The following is a 17,828-nucleotide window of genomic DNA, read 5'->3' on the forward strand; positions in this document are numbered from 1 at the left end:
TTTTTGTTCATCAAATAACCATTAAACCTATAATAAATGAATAGACTTTTCATTTTTATTGCAATGGCATTTTTTATGCTGTTTTCTACTAATCAATTTGCACAATCAAACAAAAAGAAATCAAAAAAAGACGAAGCTGTTGTTGTGCCACCAGAAAAAAAATCAGAATCTACAATTAAGGAATATGGCAAAGTAATTACTAAAGATGCTGTGTCTGATGACGGACTTTTTAAAGTTCATAAAGTCGATAAAAAATACTATTTCGAAATCCCGAATAAATACTTAAACAAGGATATGCTTCTGGTAAGCAGACTTTCTAAGCTGCCTTCTAATCTTGGTGGAGGATATGTAAATGCTGGTTCTGAAACCAATGAACAATTAATAGTTTGGCAGCGTTTTCAGGATAAAATACTAATTAAATCAAAATCATATAATGCAGTTGCAAATGATACTTTACCGATTAGTATTTCGGTAAAATCAAATAATTATGAGCCTACATTATTCGCATTTGATATTGTAGCTTTTAGTAAAGATTCTGCAAATACGGTTATTGATGTAACGAAATTTTACAGCACAGATGTCAAAGCAATCAGCGGAATATCTGCAGAAATGCGTGATACTTATAAAGTAAAAGGACTCGATGATTCGAGAAGTTTTATTAATACGATCAAAAGTTTTCCGATGAATATCGAAGTAATTCAGGATATGACGTATAATGCTTCGAAACCTTCGATGCTTGAAGAAACAGAATCGATAAGTATTCAAATGAATCAATCGATGATTTTATTGCCGGAAGTACCAATGAAACCAAGACTTGCAGACTCGCGCGTTGGTTGGTTTACGGTAAGTCAATATGATTATGGCAGTAATGAATTAAAATCAGACCTGAAAACCTATATTCGTCGATGGAGATTAGAACCAAAAGATCCAGAAGCTTATAACAGAGGAGAATTGGTTGAACCAATAAAACCTATTGTGTATTATTTAGATCCTGCAACGCCGGAAAAATTAAAAAAATATATAAAACAGGGAATCGAAGAATGGCAAAAACCTTTTGAAACTGCGGGATTTAAAAATGCCATTATTGCCAAAGATGCTCCTACAAAAGAGGAAGATCCTGATTTTAGTCCGGAAGATGTTCGATATTCTGTTATTCGTTATGTAGCAAGTACAACCCGAAATGCAGTTGGTCCAAGTGTTTCTGATCCCAGAACCGGAGAAATTATCGAAAGCGATGTAATATGGTATCACAATCATTTGCGTTCGTATAGAAATAGGTATTTGTTAGAAACCGGAGCGGCAAATCCGTCTGCGAGAACATTGCAAACCAGTGATGAAGAAATGGGAGAAATGATGCGAATGGTTATTGCTCATGAAGTTGGACATGCTTTGGGATTTCCTCATAATATGGGCGCAAGTTGTGCTTATGATGTAGAAAGTTACAGAAATGGTGATTTTACACAACAAAACGGAATTTCTGCAAGTATAATGGATTATGCACGATTTAATTATATCGCACAACCGGGCGATAAAAATATTCGTTTTATTCGTAAAATGGGCGCTTATGATCATTATGCCTTAAATTGGGGATATAGAGTAATCCCAAATGCGAAATTACCTAAGGATGAATTAGCAACTTTAGATAAATGGATTTTGGATAAAGCCGGAAATTCATTGTATAAATTCGGAAAGCAAAGCAGCACTTTTGATCCGACTTCTCAAACTGAGGACATTGGAAATAATTCGATGAAAGCGAGTTCATACGGAATGAAAAACTTGGAATATGTGGCAAGCCATTTAAACGAATGGACTAGTAATGTGACCAATAACTATGAAGATTTAGACGAGTTGTATAAAGAAATGTTAGACGTTTGGAGCAGATATGTTGGTCATGTTGTAACCAATGTTGGAGGAGTTTATGAAAATACTAAAAATCCAAATCAAGCCGGAAATGTTTATGAAGTAGTTCCTAAAGCCAAACAAATAGAAGCAATAAATTGGCTTCAGACAAATGCTTTTGCTTCGCCAACATGGATTGTAAATGTAAATACTTTAAAAAATACTGATTTTGGAGGATATTCAGAAAAGTTTAGAAGCTTGCAGGTAAGACATTTAAATAATTTGCTAAGCATATCAAGAATTGGCAGATTAATGGATAATGAAATTCTTGGTGCCGATACTTATAAAGCTTTAGACTTATTGAGGGATACAAGAAAAGGAATCTGGAAGGAAGCCGCTACGCCAGCGAATGTAACGATATACCGAAGAAATTTACAAAGAGGATATATTGATAGAATGGGAGGTTTGATGACCGAGGAAATTAAACCAACAGATAAATCGACAACATATTATAATGTGGCACAATCTGATGTGAGAGCTTTGGTTCGAGGAGAATTGACAGCTCTAAGAAGTACACTTTTAGCAGCAAAGGCAAGACCTGTAAATGCAGAAACAAAATATCATTATGAAGATTGTGTCAAAAGAATTGATTTGATTCTTAACCCGAAATAATTTTATAGAAAACAAAAAAGAGGCTAAATTGAGCCTCTTTTTTTATAAAAAGAATTAGTTATTGTCTTTTTTGTATTCTTTCATTTTTTCTCTTGCTTTGTCTTTATTCTGTTCCTGAATAGCTTTCCATTTTGTGTATTGATCTGCATTTAAGATCGCTTTCATTTTTGCATCGTTTGCATCTCTTTCATCCATTACTTCTTTTTTGAAAGCTTCTCTGTCAGCTGCAGTAGGTTTTACATCGCTGTCTTTTTTTGCTTTACGGGCTTCTTTGAATTTTTCTGCTTTAGCACTTCTGTCAGCTAGAAGTTGTTTTACTTGTCCTTGTTGATTGGTATCTAAATTTAATTCAGAAGTAAGTTTTTTTAATTGTTTGTCATTGCGTTGTTCCGGAGTTAATTTTTCTCTTTGTTCGCGAGTTGGCTTTTGATCCGCTTCTTGTGCAAAACTTGATATTCCGATGAATAACAAAGCTGCGATAAATAATTTTTTCATGATATAAGTTTTTTAATTGTTATAGGAGTTAGACATTATCAAATTCAATAGGTTTAATCTGATAATCAGAATTATAGATTATTTAACAAATTTAAACACAAAAAATAAAATAATTTTATTGATACAGAGGACTTTAGCTTAGATCTAAAGAGTTATTTTGTTATTTGTGATGTTTTTGTAAGAATTGGTTTTTAAATTTGCTTAGAATATTTAAGATTTAAAACCGAGCATCAGAAAATAAAAATGGAAGAATTATTTAATAAGAAAAGTAAAAATCGTGTTCTCAAAGCGGTAAATAATGAGATGTCTTATCAAAAATTGACTGCTGCCGAATTACATCAATTTGTTCAGCATTGGAATTATGATGACGGACTTGAACCTTTTAATTGGATTGTAAAGCAAAAGCATCTGGATAAAGGAACAGCGCTTGGTTTGTATTGGATGCTGCAGCCGGATTATTTTTGCAGGTTTAAAAATGAAGATGAAATAAAAGAAGATATAAATTATGAATCGTATCTTTTAATAAAAGAAATCGAAAAGAGATATGTTTCCGGTTATTATCAAGATGAAAATTTTTCATTTGATCCAAAAGAAGAATTTCTTGATGAACATTCTAATACAAAATGCATTCCGTCAGAAATGTTGCTGAAATCGTCTGGAACTGTTTTTGAACGTCAAGACATTGAATTTGCTTTTTTAAGAAAGCCCAACGAAAAGGAATTAAAAACAATTAATACCAAAATTGCGGATGCTATAAAGATTATTCAAATCTCAAAAGCTGATTTTCTTTATGATGAACCTGAAAATGCAATCAAAGCAATAATTGAAAGTGTTGAATATTGGAAAGAGAAAGATTTAGGAAAGATAAAAATCAAGAATCTTTCGTATTTATGGATGGATTGTGTGCATAAAAAGCATAATTGGGATTGGATTATTTGGGATTGGGAAACGGGAAATAATATCGGAATTACAAATACCACAAAAGAACTGACATGTTTGTCTGATACTATTATCAATCATACAATTGATGGATTTCAGGAATCTTCTATAATGTATGATTTGTATAAAGATTTGGCAGGCGTAAATAATTTCTATGATTTAAAACGAGATCCTTATAGTGGTATTGGATTGCTTTTTAGTACAGATCATTTAAAATTTAGAGCATAATAACTCATGACATTAAGAAAAATTATTGTTGAAGAAAATGTCTACCTATATAAATCCGTCACAGGATTTGGAGGTGGCACAGAGATAGCAACATTTGAAATAACAATATTTTTAGAGAATCATAAGCAAACCCCATTAAAAATTAATTTTATTACCTGGGAAGATTTGTATGCTGGAAACCCATTAAAAACAGGTGTAAAACTGACTAGATTATCTACTCAAGAAACAGAATTTGTAAACTTGAATAGGCCTAAATATATTAGAGAGTGTATTTTATATAGTATAAAAATGGGTTGGAATGGTCAAAACAAAGTTGAATCTATTGATGGTTTAAAGATACTGATGAGTTTAGGGTTTGATGTTTCTTGCCTGCATCCAAAAGAGGGTTTTATTATAGCACATGGCAAAGAATATTTAAAATAAGGTGATTTTTTATGATCAGAAATTTGCTTCAGATTTAATTGCTTAACTTAGTAAAACCATTACTTAAGAATCAAAAAATATATATCATGAGTTTATCGACTTCATCAAATAGTAATAAAATCGCCTTTTTTTCGACCCAGCCTTATGACAAAGCTTTCTTCAATAAATACAATACTGATTTTGGTTTTGAGTTAGATTTTTTTGAAACGCAGCTAAATCCGCAAACCGTTATTTTAATCGAAAATACTTCAATTGTTTGTGTTTTTGTAAACGATATTGTAAACGAAGCGGTTATAAAACAACTAGCAGAAAAAGGAGTGAAAATTATCGCTTTACGTTGTGCAGGTTTTAATAATGTCGATCTGGAAGCGGCAAAAAAAAATAATTTAAGAGTTTGTCGAGTTCCGGCATATTCACCTCAGGCAGTTGCAGAACATGCCATTGCAATGATTCTTACTTTAAATAGAAAAACACATAAAGCTTATAACAGAGTTAGAGAGCAAAACTTTTCTTTAAACGGATTATTAGGTTTTGATTTATTTGGAAAAACAATTGGAATCATTGGAACAGGAAATATCGGAAAAGCTTTTGCCAAAATTGCTTTAGGTTTTGGATGCAAAGTTTTGGCATATGATATTGTCACGAATCCTGAAATGAAAAAAGACGGTGTAAAGTTTGTTTCTTTAGAAGAAATCTTCAAATCAAGTGATATTATTTCGTTGCATTGTCCATTAAATGAGCAGACCAAACATGTAATCAATAAAAAATCAATTGCTTTGATGAAAGACAGTGTGATGATTATCAACACAAGTCGAGGCGGATTGATCGAAACAGCTTCTGTTATTGAAGGCCTTAAAGAGGGTAAAATTGGATATCTGGGAATCGATGTTTATGAGCAGGAAGAAAAACTATTCTTCAGAGATCTTTCGGCAGATATTATTCAGGATGATGCGATTCAGCGTTTAATGAGTTTTCCGAATGTTTTGGTAACGGCACATCAGGCATTTTTTACCAATGAAGCTTTAACGCAAATTGCTTTAGTTACTTTCAATAATATAAAGTCTTTATTGGATCAAAATGATATCGAGAATAAAGCTGCTTTGTTGGTTTAGAAACATAATCATAAGAATTTAAAATAAGAGAAATTATGAAAAATAGATTTTTAATAGCTTTTGCAGTTTTGGCAATGTTTTCTTGTCAGAATAAAGAAAAAACAGAAAAAGAAAATGTCGTTGAAGCAGTTGCAACCGATACAATAACAAAAACCGCGGCAGGAACTGCAGATGTAAGCGATGCTGCTCCAAAAGATGATAAAGCAGTTGAATTAATTAGAAAACAGCTTTTGGTTTTACTAAAGAGAGATTTACCTGCGATGACAAAAGAAGATAGATTCTTTTATTACAGTGCTTTCGATTTGAATAATGATAAAAAGGACGAATATTTTGTAGGTTTCTCGAATCCTTATTTCTGCGGAAGCGGCGGTTGTTCCGGATATATTTTCAATAACGATGGAAGTTTAATCAATGCTTTCACCGTAACTGATTTTCCTATTTATGTAACAACTTCAGTAAGTGAAAAATTTTATGATATAATAGCGGTAAGTGGAGGGAAATTTCATCTTCTAAAATTTAAAAACGGAAAATATCCTTCAAATCCATCTGTTCAAGAAGTAGTCAAAGAAGAAGCTTCAAGAGATAGCGCAAAGGTTTTGGATATTGATGGGAAAAAGTTGGAGAAGTATTCGTTTTAAAACACAAACCCGACAGGTTTTTATCCCGAGGCTTCGGGACTGTCGGGTTTGAATTATTACTCAAATTTAATAAGATTGCCTTCTGAGAATTCCGAGTTATATTGTTTAAATAAAACTTTCCGCGCTTGATCTCCGGCTTTAACTATTTTTGATTTGGATTGAAAACAAATTTGAGAGAAAATTTTAACTGAATCTAGTTCTATCTTAGAATTATAAAATTCGATTGTTGCGATCAATTGTTTTGTTGCATCTTTTCTTTCCTTATTTCTACTTCTTGGTTTAACATCTTTTGATTCAATAAAATAAATGTTATTGTTTTCGAATATTGCCCAATCACATTTTTTTGAATCTTCATTTTTCATAATTGAGTATTCGTTTTCTAGAAATAAAATCTCTTTCGAATTTTCATTTTCTAAACAAAGATTCCAATATTCTTCTTCAGTTTTGAATTGAACAACAGAGTCTTTAATTTCTTCAAGATAGTAGACGGAATCTTCTAATGTTTTATAGCAAATATCTTTTTTTAAATCAGGAAAATTGGCTAATAATTCTTCAAAACTCATAAATCTAAAAGTTTATCAAATTCGTCAGCAAAAGTATCCGAAACAGAATCAATCATATTTTCAGCAATTTGCCCTAATTTATCATTCATTATTTTTTTTGCTTTCCCATTTTTTAACTCATAAGCAATAAAATTTTTAGGATTTAGCCAAGATTCTTTTTTTATAATTTTAGCTACTTCTTTAGGTTTTTTTTGCCCTTTATCATAAGCTAATAATAAGTTATTGATAGATGCTAAAACAAATGGGCTATGTGTTGTGAGAATTAAATTTTTTCTATCAAATAAACAATTTTTAACTAAGTATTTTATCAATTCATGCTGTGCTTTTGGGTATAAATTTAATTCAGGTTCTTCAACAACAAAATTAAAATTATATTTTTCCTTCAATGATTTTGAATACTCTACTAAAAGCAAAATTGGAATAATAGATTGTAATCCCGAAGCAGACTCTAATAAATCTACTTTTTCATTTTCATTATGATATATGTAAGATGTTTTTCCTTCTCTTTTATATTTGAATTTTTTATTAATAATATTTAATGATAATTCTTTTATTGTATGAATTGCTTTTTCGTATTCTTGTCCAATCTCTAAAAGATGTTTTGGAATTTGAATATTATTATTAATCAATCCTAAGGTATTTTCGATAATCAAGTGAAGGAAGTTTCTTTCAGAAGGAATATATAATGAATCAAATTTAATATTTATTCCATATTCTGTTAATATATTTTCATAATGGAGAAAAAAATCTACGATTGAAATTTCATATGGTTTAGTACCATTATTGAAATAAGCATTTAATTTTTTAAAAATATCGTTAACTATTTGTGGAGTAAATTGATTTTCCCAATTAGATATCAAATCATGTTTAAGAAGATTTTTGAATTCGTCATTTTTGTCTTTATTGGACTTACTATTTTTTAAAAAATCTACAAATTGTTCTTTAATTAACTCTCTAGGATTTGTCTTTGAATATTTGTGATTTCTAAATTTAAAACTATAATCTCCTTTGGAATAAGTGATAATAGTTCCATCATTGGGAAATGATTTCATATTATACTTATTCAGCTCTTCTTCAAATGTAATTTTACTATTTCTTCTAAAATTTTCATCTTCTAATATAGAAATTAACTTAGCCAAAGTACTTTTGCCGGAAGCCTGCGTGCCAATAAAAGTGACCATTTCTCTAACTTCGATATTGATATCTTTTAGAGGTCCGAAATTTTTAACAATAAGTTTTGCTCTTTCCATGTTTTCAAAATTAAGGAAAATTTTTATATAAGAAAAAGGAGCTTCAATAAAAGCTCCTTTTTATATTTAATATGTTTTTAAAAGAATCTACTCTGTCAATTCTACAAATTTAAACTCACCGTCAACAACAACTTTAGTCAAACCGTGTTTAGATAAGTTTTTCATTGAGACATCCCATTTTTTACCGCTTAAATTGGCAGTAACTTTTAGTTGCGCAAGATCCATTTTATTTTCGTTTCCTTTTAGTAAAAGGATAATTGCTTTCTCTTCGTCAGACAATTCAATTGATTGTTTTTTCTCCGGACGCATTTGCGGGAACAATAAAACTTCCTGAATCGATGCATTATTCGTTAAGTACATAATCAAACGATCCATACCAATTCCCATTCCAGAAGTTGGAGGCATACCGTATTCAAGTGCTCTTAAGAAATCCTCGTCGATGATTCCGTTTGCTTCATCATCACCTTTTGCAGCCAAACGCATTTGATCTTCAAAACGCTCACGCTGATCAATTGGGTCATTTAATTCAGAATAAGCATTTGCGATTTCTTTACCACAAACCATTAATTCAAAACGCTCAGTAAGTTCCGGATTGTCACGGTGTTCTTTACAAAGAGGTGACATTTCTTTAGGATAATCCGTAATGAAAGTTGGCTGAATATAATTTCCTTCGCATTTAGCTCCAAAAATTTCATCAATCAATTTTCCTTTACCCATTGTTTTATCAACATCGATTCCCATTCCCCTTGCAGCGTCAAACAATTCTTCTTCGCTTTTTCCTGAGATATCAAATCCTGTAAAATGCTTGATAGAATCTGTCATTGTAACACGAGCGTAAGGCGCTTTAAAGTTAATTTGGTGTTCGCCAAAAGTTACTTCGCTGGTTCCGTTTACGGCAATCGCACAATGCTCAAGCAAACCTTCAGCAAATTCCATCATCCAGTTGTAGTCTTTGTAGGCTACATATATTTCCATAGCGGTAAATTCAGGATTATGCGTTCTGTCCATACCTTCATTTCTAAAGTTTTTAGAGAACTCATAAACACCTTCAAAACCACCAACAATTAATCTTTTCAAATACAATTCGTTTGCAATACGCATATAAAGCGGAATATCAAGCGAATTATGGTGCGTAATAAACGGACGCGCCGCAGCACCACCAGGAATGGACTGTAAAACCGGAGTTTCAACCTCAAGATATCCAGCATCGTTAAAATAACCACGCATTGCAGTATACAACTTCGTACGTTTGATAAAGTTTTCTTTAACCTGTGGATTCACAGTTAAATCTACATAACGCATTCTGTAACGTAACTCAGGATCATTAAATGCATCATGTATGTTTCCGTCTTCGTCAACTTTTGGTAAAGGAAGCGGACGTAAAGTTTTACTTAAAAAAGTAAATCCGTCAACGCGAATACATTGTGCACCAACTTTTGTAGTAAACAATTCGCCTTCGATACCAATAAAGTCACCTAAATCAGTTAATTTTTTAAAAACCGTGTTGTATAATGTTTTATCATCACCTTCGCACAAAACATCGCGATTCACGTACAATTGCAAACGTCCTTCACTATCCTGCAATTCGGCAAAACAAGCTTTTCCCTGATCTCTCACACTCATTAAACGTCCGGCAACAATCACCTTCTTACCTTCTTCAAAAGATTCCTTAATCTGCTTCGAAGTATGATTTACAGGAAAAAGATTAGCTGGGTAAGGATTGATTCCTAAGTTGCGTAAGTTTTGAAGTTTCTCTCTTCTAATGATTTCTTGTTCTGATAATGCCATTTTGTGCTCTTTTTTAAGTGTGCAAAGATAAAGAAAAGAATGTAGATTTCAGAATGCAGTTTTTAGATTTTTTGAAGCAGTAATTTCAGGTTTTCAATCGCCTTTAGTCCCGCTATTGACTTGTATCTTTTTTGCCGAAAAAGCAAAAAAGGATACCGCTGCTATCGGGGCTAGATTAGAAATTATGGTTTTAAAAAGACCTTTTGGTTGGAGTGTTTTGTAATAATTTATGTTTTTTTGTCAGGCAGAGCGAAGTCGAAGCCTCGCAAGAAACTCTGCAAAGAAATTCGCCAATCTTTGTTTCAACGGATTTAAAACATTCCTTCGGATTTTTTTTGGAGAAATTCCGAAGGAACAAAATATATTGTAGAGATGTCCCGAGGCTTCGGGATTAATCCATCATTCGCAATCGGAACCCAATCTTCATTCCGAGGTACGAGGAATGACAAAACAAATAGTAATGTTAATTTCCATACGAAATTAAATATAAACCTCCCTATCTTAGCTTCTCAGAACCTTCAGAAAAAATGAAATACATATCAGCCTTAATAATCCTGTTTCTTCTTGTAAGTTGCCAAATTACCGAAACCATTCAAATTAATCCGGATGGAAACGGAACGATTGAAGTTGTCCAGCTTCGCAACGAAAATAGTTATATGCAATTGGCAGGAGATCAATATGCACACGAGGAAGTTTTTAAGGATACCACTTATGTTTTTCAGGAATATATTAAAAAATACAACGAGACATTCGTGAAGTATACACCTGCTGAACAGCAATTATTTCAAAAATATTCGAATGTAAAAGCGCACATAAAAAAGAGCTCTTTCGAAAAAGAATTCAGAACCGTATTGATGTTTGATTTCAATAAAGTTTCTGATATCCCGGATTTATACAAGACAGAAGATTATGCAAATGATATTAAGTATAATTATGCTTTAACGGCCGAAAATCATTATTTTAACATAGAATACCATTTTGACGGAACAGTTTTTAAACGATCTATTTCTATCACAAATCCAGGGGAACTTCAAAAAACAAAAGATCAATTTAAGAACGCAGATCCTAAATATGCCTCTTTAAAATTGACCCAATCTTATATTCTAAAATATCACTTCCCTAAAAAGATAAAATCGGTTTCAAATGAAAAGGCAATTATCAGTGCAGATAAAAAATCATTAACGTTAGAATTTCAACTTTCAGATTGTTTGCAAAATCCTGAAATGACAAATTTGGAAGTGGTTTTGGAATAAGGCTGATTTTTTTATCATTTCGACGGAAGAGAAATCACACTATCCCGAAGCTTCGGGACACAATCAAAGTCGCCAATCTTTACGGAGTTTCTTGTGGAGATTCCTCGTGCCTCAGGAATGACAAGATTGGGTTCTGATTGCGAATGATGGATTAATCCCGAAGCCTCGGGACATCCCTACAATATATTTTGTTCCTGCGGAACTTCTCGTGTGATTTACTTCGTCTGTTCGTTATCGCTCGAGTCTCCTTCGTGGAAATGACAAGATTGCGAAAACACTCTCATGATAACCATTGCCCTAGCCTTGATAGTCCCGAAGTGTCGGGAGAAAATCCTTTTATGACGGTCCCGAGGCTTCGGGAGCCATAAAAGATTGCAATGTATTGCTTCGCCAGTTCGCACTTTCAGGCTCGGGTGCGGGATTAGCTCCTGAAAATATAGAAGCGAAATCATAAATAAAAACAATTATACGATTAAACAAATCAACGGGAAACGATTAAACAATTAAAAATAGACTTCGTATCTTTGATAAAAATTAACCCTATGAAATTATATAAACTACTTAGTTTTTCTTTTTTATTAGCAACATTAACAAGTTGCACATTTACTGAAAACATGTATATAAACGACAATGGAGCCGGTAAGTTTTCTGTTGACATGGATGGTTCTTCACTGATGGCAATGGCTGGAGATCAAGTAGGTGATCAAATGGGAGCTGGCGCTAAAAAAAATATCGATACGACTTTTACTTTCAAGCAATTATTTGAAGAAAAAAAAGACAGCATTGCAAAACTATCACCAGAGACTCAGAAGGAACTTAAAAAACTGGAAAATTTTATAGTAAATACTAAGATGAATGCAGAGAAAAAAGAGTTTTTAATGACGCTTTCTACTGATTTCAAGAACGTAAATGAGTTACAGGATATATTGCAAACGGCTGGTGCGCTTCAGAAATTAGAAGGAGGAAGCGGAAATCCTCCAGCAGCATTTGGCGGTGGTTTAGGAGATAATAAAAGTAAATTAAATTATACTTACGACGGAAAGAAATTTACGCGTAAAGCAATTATAGACAAACAAGTTGTCGAAAAAGTAAAAGATTCTGCGGCAGATATGTCTAAGATGATTTTTGCATCATCCAACTATATTGTAAAATATCATTTTCCTAAGCGAATTAAAAAAGTATCAAACCCAAATGCTTTGTTTAGTGAAGATCGCAAATCAATTACAATTCAATACCCTTTCACGGATTATATGGAGAATCCTGACAAACTCAACTTTGAAGTAGAGTTTGAAAAATAATTAAAATGAATAAAAAAATTCAACTTCAAGATTTAGGAAGTAAAGATTATAAATCGACCTGGGAATATCAGGAAGAACTTTTTAAGGATATAGTCGACTTAAAAATCAAAAACAGAAGAGAAGAACTTGATTTACCAACACCAAATTATTTGCTGTTTGTAGAACATCCACATGTTTATACCTTAGGGAAAAGTGGTGATATCGAAAATTTATTATTGAACGAAAAGCAGCTGGAAGCCAAAGGAGCTACTTTCTACAAAATCAATCGAGGCGGAGATATTACATATCACGGACCGGGACAAATTGTAGGTTATCCGATTTTGGATTTAGAAAATTTCTTTACAGATATCCATAAATATTTACGTTTTCTCGAAGAGTCGATTATTCTGACCTTAGAAGAATATGGTGTAAAAAGCGGACGAAGTGATGGCGAAACCGGTGTTTGGCTGGATGTTGGAACTCCGTTTGCACGCAAAATCTGCGCACTTGGCGTACGCGCGTCACGCTGGGTAACCATGCATGGATTTGCCTTGAATGTAAATGTAGATTTAGGTTATTTTGATAATATTATTCCGTGTGGAATTCGTGGTAAAGCTGTTACTTCATTACAAGTAGAACTTGGTGTAGAAAAAGTTGATGAAGCCGAAGTAAAAGCCAAAATTGTAAAACATTTGACTCAATTGTTTGAAGCCGAATTTGTTTCGTAATGCTTCTAAAATATAAAAAGTATGAAAAATGCTGAAGAAAATAACAATCATAGAATTGCGGTTCCTTCAGCATTTGAAACTGTTTTTTCTCATTTTTATTTTGCCGAGAATAAAACAGCATTTCCTATAACGAAAACTTTATTGCCTAGTTTTCAAACGATTCTTGTTTTTAATTTCGGAACAAAATCGTCTTTAAAATCAGAAAAAAATTCTACTCTCGAAGTCGAAAAATGCATTGTTTTAGGTCCAATAAAACAAGCGTTTGATTATACATTAGAACCCAATTCTGAGATATTAGTAGCCAATTTTAAAGAAGATGCCTTTTACAGATTCTTCGGCAATGCACTTTTAACGCATTCACTGCCAATTCATCCGGACGTTTTAATTGCTGAGAATTGCTTTTCGGTTTTATGGGAAGAACTCCATAGTTTCTCTGATACAAAAGAACGTGTCGATTACATATTAGAGTTCTGTAGACCTTATTTAAGAGAGCAAAATGCTTTAACAACACTTCTGGCAGATTTTAAAGAGGAAAATTTAAATCGTATAAAAGCAATTGCTTCCAGAACCAATCAATCTGAACGAAATATTCAGCTCAATCAAAAGAAGTTTTTTGGTTATACCATTAAAGAAATCAGCCGTTACGAAAGATTTTTAAAAGCAGTTGAAGCGATTCAAAAAGATATTCAAAACGATTCAAAAACCGATTGGCTCTCTATCGTTGATCAATGTGGTTATTATGATCAGAGTCAGTTGATACACGATTTTAAATATTATATGAATATTTCTCCAACTAAGTTTCTGAAATTCCAAAATGATATTTGCAGTTCTAAATCTGAATAGATTGTTTGAATTTTGTAGTTTTGTAAAATGGAAAAGCTAGAAAGTATAGAAGATTTTTACCAAAAAAAACTCCTTTTTATGCCCGATAATCTCAAAAAAGAAATCGGTCATTTTAATGTTTTTGTATTGGATGATTTTATGGGTTGCAGCGCAAAACCTATTCCGTATAGCAGGAGAGATTATTTTAAGATAAGTCTGATTATCGGGAAGAACAGAGTGCATTATGCAGACAAGATTGTAGAGATTGACAAACAGGTACTTTTCTTCGCTAATCCGCAAGTACCTTATAATTGGGAACAATTAGAGGAACAGCAAACTGGCTTTTTTTGCGTGTTTACGGAAGCTTTTTTTCATCAGTTTGGAAATCTAAAGGAATATCCGGTTTTTAAGCCAAACGGATCTCCTGTTTTTGCTATTGACGATGATCAGGTAGAAAAAATTAAAGGCATTTTTGAGCAAATGATGACCGAAATAAATTCTGATTATACATATAAATATGATGTATTGCGGAATTTAGTTTTTGACTTGATTCACAGTGCAATGAAAATGCAGCCTGCTAATATTTCTGTTACTCAGCATTCTAATGCTTCAAGCAGAATTTCGTCTTTGTTTCTGGAATTGCTCGAAAGACAATTTCCTATTGAAAACGCAAGACAACGTTTTGGATTACGTTCTGCTGCTGATTTTGCCAATCAATTGACAATTCATGTGAATCATCTTAATAGAGCTTTAAAAGAAACCACACAAAAAACAACTTCAGAGATTATTGCAGAACGCATTTTACAGGAAGCAAAAATCCTTTTAAAACACACGGATTGGAATATTTCAGAAATCGCATATAGTTTGGGATTCGAGGAGCCAACTCACTTTAATAACTTCTTCAAGAAAAACATTCAGCTTACTCCACGACAATTTCGAACTGTTTGATTTTTGTAGTTTATGGTTTGAATCGCGTTAGCGCAAAGAACCGTTAGCGTCTTACATTTGTATCCTAATTAAAATACTATTAAAATGGATACAAATAAAGTGTGGTTCGTAACTGGAGCCTCAAAAGGTTTAGGGTTAACTTTGGTTAAAAAATTATTGGCAAACGGATATAAAGTTGCTGCAACTTCAAGAGATGTAAACGCACTAATTACTGAAATTGGCACAACATCAGAGCAGTTTTTGCCAATTGCAATGGATATTGTGACGGAAAGCAGTGTTCAAAAAGCGGTTCAAAATACAATCACTCATTTTAAAACTATCGATGTAGTGGTAAATAATGCTGGTTATGGACAAATTGGTACTCTGGAGGAACTTTCTGACGAGGAATCAAGACGTAATTTTGATGTAAATGTATTTGGTTTATTGAATGTGATTCGCAATACTATGTCGCATTTTAGAGCAAATAAATCGGGACATTTCTTTAATATTTCATCGATTGGCGGATATCATGGTGGTTTTCCGGGTTGGGGAATTTATTGTTCGACAAAATTTGCCGTTTCAGGATTAACAGAAGGTTTACAGGCAGAAGCGAAGGCTTTTGGTGTAAATGTGACTTTGGTTTATCCGGGATATTTTAGAACTAACTTTTTATCAGAAGGTTCTATGGGATTGCCTAAAAATCCAATTGCGGATTATGAAGAAGCACGTCAATCTGTTTTGGCGCATCAAAATGAAATTAACGGAAATCAGCCTGGAGATCCTGAAAAAGCGGTTGAAGCTTTGATTCAGATTAGTAAGGAGAAAAATCCGCCGCTTCATTTGTTTTTAGGGCAAGATGCTTATGATATGGCAAATAGTAAAATAGAAAACGTGAAAGCAGATTTAACAAACTGGAAAACGCTAACAATTTCTACTGCGTATTAATCTACGTCAACTTCTTTCAAAAATCCCGTTATATTTCTAACGGGATTTTTTGTGGTATAGGATTTCGTTTTCTTACAATTGTCGCCAAATTTTCCGTTTTACATTTGTGATGTTCAATCTTTAAAAATAGAAAATATGAAAAATTTAATTATTTATGCGCATCCAAATTCAGCAAGTTTAAACCATTTTTTCAAGCAAACCGTTGTCGAGAGTTTAGAAAATTCAGGAGAAGAAGTTATTGTTCGGGATTTAAATCAAATCAATTTTAATCCGGTTTTATCTCTCGAAGATATGCAAGGACAAAGAATGGGACAAGTTGCAGAGGATATAAAAACAGAACAGGATTTTATAACCTGGGCAGATCAGATTATTTTTGTTTACCCAATTTGGTGGACGGGAATGCCGGCGATTATGAAAGGTTTTATTGATCGCGTTTTTAGTTACGGATTTGCTTATCGATACGATCAGGGTGTTCAAAAAGGATTACTAACAGGGAAAAAAGCAGTCATTATTAATTCACACGGAAAATCGAATTCAGAATATGAAGCTATCGGAATGGATAAGGCTCTGACATTAACTTCTGATACCGGAATTTTCAATTATTGCGGACTTGAAATTCAGAAGCATTTTTACTTTGATAAGGCGGATAAGGCTTCTGCCGAAAGTATTTCAGGGTGGGAAAATCAAATTAAAACTACTTTCAAGAATATTAATGAAGTTCCTGTTTTGAGATAGGAGTTTATTTTTGAAAAAAAAGCTAAAAAAAATGCAAAAATGATTGGATTAGAACCTTAATTTTGAATTGATGCTAAATTATGGAAGTGTTGTAATTCATTGATGTTTTTATGGTAAATTTGGATTTATACTTCTAAAAAGGTTTAACTAAATTTAAAAACTAATGAGAAAAATCTACTTTGTGTGCTTCCTTTTTATGCTTAATGGTCTTTTTGCTCAAAAGAAAGATAAATTAAATCCAATTGCAGTTTATGAGAAAGCATGGTTAGAACATAATAGTGAAACACGGTTAAAATTAATAAAAACAATCTGGTTAGATGATAGTACTTTTGAGGATCCGTCGGCATCTATAAAAGGTTCAGTAGCATTAAATAATGTTATAAATGAGTTTTATAAAAAATACCCGGATGCAGTAATAACATCCGGTCCAAAAGTCGTAAAAGACAATTATGTAAGCTGGGATTGGAAAATTCTGGATTCAAAAAATAAACTTATAATGGGCGGTCGCGATTTTGCCAGACTAAATGGAAAAGGTCAGGTAAGTAAAATTATTGGATTTTGGGATTCAGAAGTTACTTTGTCAGAGTCAGAAATTTTAAAAAATCTGGAAACTGACAATTACAAAGTTGTTGCTCAATATTATGAAAGGCTTTTTAAAACCAGAAATTTTGCAGAAATGTCGGCCTTAATAGAAGATGGTGCGATTTATAGTCAGGCAGAAGGTTTGCCATACGGAGGAATATATAAAGGGTTTGATGAATGGACAAAAATGTATACCAAATCAGCTGAATTTTTTGATTTAGAAATAGAAAAAGAACCAGTCTATTTTAGCGATGCGACGAAAAATGAAGTAATTATTTATTTTACAATAAAGTGCAAGGCAAAGAAATCCGGTAAAACACTTTCGATGCCAATTTCGGAACATTTCGATTTAAAAAACGGAAAAATTACTGCTGTCAGAGCTTTCTATTTTGATACAAAACAGTTTGCTGAATTCTTAAAAAGCAAGAAATAAGATTGTAATTGAAACGATCTTAAATGATCGAATATAGATAGAAGACAAGAAAGGCTTATCAGATTTGATAAGCCTTTCTTGTTTTTATTTTTAAATTCATTTTAGTTGTGTTGCTAATATTCAGTTTTTGATTGTTTTAATGTGTTTGAAAAATAGTATTAATGATGTAGCATTTAATA

17 protein-coding genes are annotated in these 17,828 nt (G+C 32.5%); 13 read left to right on the top strand and 4 right to left on the bottom strand.

Annotated features, from left to right (window positions below):
- Positions 1-36 precede the first annotated feature (36 nt).
- On the top strand, positions 37-2,511 hold the full coding sequence (locus tag CHB81_RS11755; protein WP_089352069.1) for a zinc-dependent metalloprotease: 2,475 nt from the start codon (positions 37-39) through the stop codon (positions 2,509-2,511).
- Between the two features lie 54 nt (positions 2,512-2,565).
- Here CHB81_RS11755 and CHB81_RS11760 read toward each other — a convergent pair whose 3' ends face one another.
- A complete protein-coding gene (locus CHB81_RS11760; RefSeq protein WP_089352070.1) occupies positions 2,566-3,006 on the bottom strand; it encodes a hypothetical protein in 441 nt (146 codons plus the stop codon).
- Between the two features lie 243 nt (positions 3,007-3,249).
- Here CHB81_RS11760 and CHB81_RS11765 point away from each other — a divergent pair, with 243 nt between their 5' ends.
- The 4 genes from CHB81_RS11765 to CHB81_RS11780 all read left to right on the top strand — a co-directional run bounded on the left by CHB81_RS11765 (position 3,250) and on the right by CHB81_RS11780 (position 6,346).
- Positions 3,250-4,173 carry a DUF4274 domain-containing protein gene (locus tag CHB81_RS11765; protein WP_089352071.1) on the top strand — a complete coding sequence of 308 codons (924 nt, stop codon included), beginning with the start codon at positions 3,250-3,252 and terminating at the stop codon, positions 4,171-4,173.
- Between the two features lie 6 nt (positions 4,174-4,179).
- The gene (locus CHB81_RS11770; protein WP_089352072.1) at positions 4,180-4,596 is read left to right on the top strand and encodes a hypothetical protein; all 417 of its coding nucleotides are present in this window, start codon (positions 4,180-4,182) and stop codon (positions 4,594-4,596) included.
- Positions 4,597-4,682: 86 nt separating this feature from the next.
- A complete protein-coding gene (locus CHB81_RS11775) occupies positions 4,683-5,708 on the top strand; it encodes a 2-hydroxyacid dehydrogenase (RefSeq protein ID WP_089352073.1) in 1,026 nt (341 codons plus the stop codon).
- Between the two features lie 35 nt (positions 5,709-5,743).
- A complete protein-coding gene (locus CHB81_RS11780; protein ID WP_089352074.1) occupies positions 5,744-6,346 on the top strand; it encodes a hypothetical protein in 603 nt (200 codons plus the stop codon).
- 56 nt (positions 6,347-6,402) lie between these two features.
- On the opposite strand, the gene CHB81_RS11785 is transcribed toward CHB81_RS11780, so the two are convergent.
- From CHB81_RS11785 to lysS, 3 genes are all read right to left on the bottom strand, one after another.
- The gene (locus tag CHB81_RS11785; RefSeq protein WP_089352075.1) at positions 6,403-6,909 is read right to left on the bottom strand and encodes a hypothetical protein; all 507 of its coding nucleotides are present in this window, start codon (positions 6,907-6,909) and stop codon (positions 6,403-6,405) included.
- Positions 6,906-8,159, bottom strand: coding sequence for an AAA family ATPase (locus CHB81_RS11790; RefSeq protein WP_089352076.1), 1,254 nt, complete (start codon positions 8,157-8,159; stop codon positions 6,906-6,908). Before CHB81_RS11790 ends, CHB81_RS11785 begins: the two co-directional genes overlap by 4 nt.
- Positions 8,160-8,246: 87 nt before the next feature.
- Positions 8,247-9,947: a lysine--tRNA ligase gene (gene lysS, locus CHB81_RS11795; RefSeq protein ID WP_089352077.1), complete on the bottom strand. Its 1,701-nt coding sequence runs from the start codon at positions 9,945-9,947 to the stop codon at positions 8,247-8,249.
- Positions 9,948-10,474: 527 nt separating this feature from the next.
- Here lysS and CHB81_RS11800 point away from each other — a divergent pair.
- The 8 genes from CHB81_RS11800 (at position 10,475) to CHB81_RS11835 (ending at position 17,649) form a co-directional block, all read left to right on the top strand.
- Positions 10,475-11,200, top strand: coding sequence for a hypothetical protein (locus CHB81_RS11800; RefSeq protein ID WP_089352078.1), 726 nt, complete (start codon positions 10,475-10,477; stop codon positions 11,198-11,200).
- Between the two features lie 542 nt (positions 11,201-11,742).
- Positions 11,743-12,498 (top strand): hypothetical protein, encoded by a 756-nt coding sequence (locus tag CHB81_RS11805; RefSeq protein ID WP_089352079.1) that lies wholly within the window; start codon positions 11,743-11,745, stop codon positions 12,496-12,498.
- Between the two features lie 5 nt (positions 12,499-12,503).
- Positions 12,504-13,205: a lipoyl(octanoyl) transferase LipB gene (gene lipB / locus CHB81_RS11810; protein WP_089352080.1), complete on the top strand. Its 702-nt coding sequence runs from the start codon at positions 12,504-12,506 to the stop codon at positions 13,203-13,205.
- 21 nt (positions 13,206-13,226) lie between these two features.
- Positions 13,227-14,048 carry an AraC family transcriptional regulator gene (locus CHB81_RS11815; protein WP_089352081.1) on the top strand — a complete coding sequence of 274 codons (822 nt, stop codon included), beginning with the start codon at positions 13,227-13,229 and terminating at the stop codon, positions 14,046-14,048.
- Between the two features lie 27 nt (positions 14,049-14,075).
- Positions 14,076-14,975, top strand: a complete 900-nt coding sequence (locus CHB81_RS11820; protein WP_089352082.1) for an AraC family transcriptional regulator — start codon at positions 14,076-14,078, stop codon at positions 14,973-14,975.
- 84 nt (positions 14,976-15,059) lie between these two features.
- A complete protein-coding gene (locus CHB81_RS11825; RefSeq protein WP_089352083.1) occupies positions 15,060-15,899 on the top strand; it encodes an SDR family NAD(P)-dependent oxidoreductase in 840 nt (279 codons plus the stop codon).
- 135 nt (positions 15,900-16,034) lie between these two features.
- Positions 16,035-16,634, top strand: coding sequence for an NAD(P)H-dependent oxidoreductase (locus tag CHB81_RS11830; protein WP_089352084.1), 600 nt, complete (start codon positions 16,035-16,037; stop codon positions 16,632-16,634).
- A 163-nt stretch (positions 16,635-16,797) separates the two neighbouring features.
- Complete coding sequence (locus CHB81_RS11835) at positions 16,798-17,649, top strand: nuclear transport factor 2 family protein (RefSeq protein ID WP_089352085.1); 852 nt, start codon at positions 16,798-16,800, stop codon at positions 17,647-17,649.
- Positions 17,650-17,828: the final 179 nt, after the last annotated feature.

Source organism: Flavobacterium sp. ov086 (assembly GCF_900187965.1).
GTDB lineage: Bacteria > Bacteroidota > Bacteroidia > Flavobacteriales > Flavobacteriaceae > Flavobacterium.

Bases quoted from the DNA above. Each gene is read 5' to 3' on its own strand.
- CHB81_RS11780 (WP_089352074.1), top strand. From the start codon at position 5,744: ATGAAAAATAGATTTTTAATAGCTTTTGCAGTTTTGGCAATGTTTTCT.
- lipB (WP_089352080.1), top strand. From the start codon at position 12,504: ATGAATAAAAAAATTCAACTTCAAGATTTAGGAAGTAAAGATTATAAA.
- CHB81_RS11770 (WP_089352072.1), top strand. From the start codon at position 4,180: ATGACATTAAGAAAAATTATTGTTGAAGAAAATGTCTACCTATATAAA.
- CHB81_RS11785 (WP_089352075.1), bottom strand. From the start codon at position 6,909: ATGAGTTTTGAAGAATTATTAGCCAATTTTCCTGATTTAAAAAAAGAT.
- CHB81_RS11800 (WP_089352078.1), top strand. From the start codon at position 10,475: ATGAAATACATATCAGCCTTAATAATCCTGTTTCTTCTTGTAAGTTGC.
- CHB81_RS11825 (WP_089352083.1), top strand. From the start codon at position 15,060: ATGGATACAAATAAAGTGTGGTTCGTAACTGGAGCCTCAAAAGGTTTA.
- CHB81_RS11775 (WP_089352073.1), top strand. From the start codon at position 4,683: ATGAGTTTATCGACTTCATCAAATAGTAATAAAATCGCCTTTTTTTCG.
- CHB81_RS11805 (WP_089352079.1), top strand. From the start codon at position 11,743: ATGAAATTATATAAACTACTTAGTTTTTCTTTTTTATTAGCAACATTA.
- CHB81_RS11830 (WP_089352084.1), top strand. From the start codon at position 16,035: ATGAAAAATTTAATTATTTATGCGCATCCAAATTCAGCAAGTTTAAAC.
- CHB81_RS11835 (WP_089352085.1), top strand. From the start codon at position 16,798: ATGAGAAAAATCTACTTTGTGTGCTTCCTTTTTATGCTTAATGGTCTT.
- CHB81_RS11790 (WP_089352076.1), bottom strand. From the start codon at position 8,159: ATGGAAAGAGCAAAACTTATTGTTAAAAATTTCGGACCTCTAAAAGAT.
- CHB81_RS11815 (WP_089352081.1), top strand. From the start codon at position 13,227: ATGAAAAATGCTGAAGAAAATAACAATCATAGAATTGCGGTTCCTTCA.
- lysS (WP_089352077.1), bottom strand. From the start codon at position 9,947: ATGGCATTATCAGAACAAGAAATCATTAGAAGAGAGAAACTTCAAAAC.
- CHB81_RS11820 (WP_089352082.1), top strand. From the start codon at position 14,076: ATGGAAAAGCTAGAAAGTATAGAAGATTTTTACCAAAAAAAACTCCTT.
- CHB81_RS11760 (WP_089352070.1), bottom strand. From the start codon at position 3,006: ATGAAAAAATTATTTATCGCAGCTTTGTTATTCATCGGAATATCAAGT.
- CHB81_RS11765 (WP_089352071.1), top strand. From the start codon at position 3,250: ATGGAAGAATTATTTAATAAGAAAAGTAAAAATCGTGTTCTCAAAGCG.
- CHB81_RS11755 (WP_089352069.1), top strand. From the start codon at position 37: ATGAATAGACTTTTCATTTTTATTGCAATGGCATTTTTTATGCTGTTT.